This is a genomic window from Phormidium sp. FACHB-1136 (genome assembly GCF_014697375.1).
Lineage (GTDB): Bacteria > Cyanobacteriota > Cyanobacteriia > Phormidesmidales > Phormidesmidaceae > Nodosilinea.
This window is the reverse complement of the sequence record NZ_JACJRS010000231.1, coordinates 1-2,265: the sequence shown is the minus strand read 5'-3', so window position 1 is coordinate 2,265 and position 2,265 is coordinate 1. Positions and strand designations below refer to the sequence as shown.

Annotated in this window: 2 protein-coding genes; both read left to right on the top strand. The window is 43.8% G+C overall.

From position 1 onward, the window contains the following. Positions 1-221: 221 nt before the first annotated feature. Positions 222-596, top strand: a complete 375-nt coding sequence (locus H6G62_RS26885; protein WP_190500873.1) for a nucleotidyltransferase domain-containing protein — start codon at positions 222-224, stop codon at positions 594-596. 115 nt (positions 597-711) lie between these two features. Continuing rightward, positions 712-2,169, top strand: coding sequence for a restriction endonuclease subunit S (locus H6G62_RS26880; protein WP_190500871.1), 1,458 nt, complete (start codon positions 712-714; stop codon positions 2,167-2,169). Positions 2,170-2,265 lie beyond the last annotated feature (96 nt).

Here is a 2,265-nt window from a genome sequence, read left to right as displayed (position 1 = left end):
GAGCCAACTTTGATTCAATCCCATCCCAACTACCAGACCCTCCTGAACTACGGGGTTATCGCCGCATAGACTGGGATCACAGCCTCCTAAATCTGTCCGGAGTGTTGACACGATAGAACGTCGCCAATGGCTTGATGCTGTAACCTTAGATAAGATTTTCTCGGATGTTCCGAAGGGCACATAAATAAGATAAACCCAAGATTCAAAAAGGACATTAGCGCGTGGCCAAGACCATCGAACAACTAACACCGGAGGAACTACAAACCTTTAACCCAACTCGCAACTTGGGCCAGAGTGTTGATCGACAACGATGGGGAAAAGCCTGGTCTAGGCTACCTGAGTTGCGCGATGTTTTACGCCATCAATTTGGGGCAACGCGAGTTGTTTTGTTTGGTTCTTTAGTGGTTCAAGAAACGTTCACTCATTGGTCGGATATTGATCTAGCAGCTTGGGGAATTTCACCAGATAAATTTTATGTAGCCGTAGCCACGGTAAATGACCTATCCCCAGACATTAAGGTGGATTTGGTTGATCCAGAGCGTTGCAGCTCTATTCTGTTGAGACAGATGATTGAGGAAGAAGGTGTAGAGCTTTGACTAAGTTGATCTTGAGGCAACGTTTTCTAAAGTGCAACAGGAACTTCTAATTTTTGCTGACTGGCTAGAGCAGTTTTGAAATCAAACATAGGCGATCTTAACAAAATACTTATTCATGAACCTAAAGACATTTTTTGAACATTTTGACACCCTAGCCGAAGCCCCCAACGGCATACAGCGGTTGCGGGAACTGATTTTGGATATGGCGGTGCGGGGAAAGCTAGTGCCACAAGATCCAGAGGATAAGCCTGCTTCCATTATTTTGGACAAAATTCAGAAGAAAAGATTAGCAAGCAGGAAAAGATACTTGCAGCCAAAATCAATAGATCCACTTGTTTGCAATGGAACCTTATTTGATCTACCTCAATTATGGGAATGGTGTAGAGTTGGAGACATTGCTAATGTTTGCTTAGGTGGCACCCCCTCAAGACAAGATCCAACTTACTGGAACGGTTCAATTCCATGGGTAAGCTCTGGTGAAGTTGCTAACTGCGTAATTTACTCAACAAAGGAACAAATAACAGCACAAGGTCTTGCAAATAGTAATGCAAAGGTCTACCCAAAAGGCACTGTTTTGATTGCGATCATCGGCCAAGGAAAGACGCGAGGTCAATCAGCAATTTTAGGCATAGAAGCTTGTACTAATCAAAACATTGTTGGACTGGTCTTTGAGACAGATGATATTTTTCCAAATTATGTTTGGAAATGGGCGCTTAGTATTTATGAAAGCTCAAGATCTGTGGGAAGAGGTGGTGCTCAACCTGCCTTGAATTGTCAAAAGATAAGAGACCTGTTTTTTCCGTTACCCCCACTGGCAGAACAGAAGCGGATTGTGGTGAAGGTGGATGAGTTGATGGCGTTGTGCGATGCCCTAGAAGCGGCGCAGCAAACCCGCAACACCCTGCGCCAAAAGTTGCGGGCCTCTGCCCTGGATGGGCTGATGAATGCCCCCAGCAACACCGACCTAGAAACCGCATGGGCCTTTGTAAGGGATAACTGGGAGTTGATGTGTGATCGGCCTGAGGATGTGGAGGGGTTGAGAAAGAGTATTTTACAGATGGCAGTTCGTGGGAGGTTAGTACCTCAAAATTCAAAAGATGAACCAGCCTCAAAATTAGCTAGCAGGATAGAAGCAGAAAGTAAAAGGCCAATTCAGAAAGAAAAAATAAACAATAGCGAACAACTTACTCAGGTCATCGCCAGCAAAAAGTTTTTCTCACTACCCAACAACTGGCTATGGGTTAGATGCGAAGAAATTACTACTTTTGTCACCAGTGGATCTCGTGGATGGGCTGAGCATTACTCTTCTAGAGGTAGTATTTTTCTTCGCATAGGGAACCTGGATTATAGTTCAATAGAAGTTGATTTAACTTCATTGCAATTTGTAGATCCTCCAGCAGGTGCAGAGGGACTGCGTACAAAAATAGAAACGGATGATCTTCTCGTTTCGATCACTGGAGATACAGGAATGATAGGATTAGCTCGACCTAATCTGCCAAAAGCCTATATTAATCAACATATCGCTCTGGTGAGGCTGAGCAAGTTAGTATTTTCTGAATGCATAAGCTGTTAGTCATCTAAACTGCGTATAATACATTAAAATTCTGGAATAAGCCATGGGAGTCAGAAACTATCTAACGTCAGAGGAAAAGCAAGAGCTTCAGAAGCA

What these genes read in the sequence shown, in the direction of transcription:
- H6G62_RS26880 (WP_190500871.1), top strand. Translation starts at nt 712, where the DNA reads ATGAACCTAAAGACATTTTTTGAACATTTTGACACCCTAGCCGAAGCC.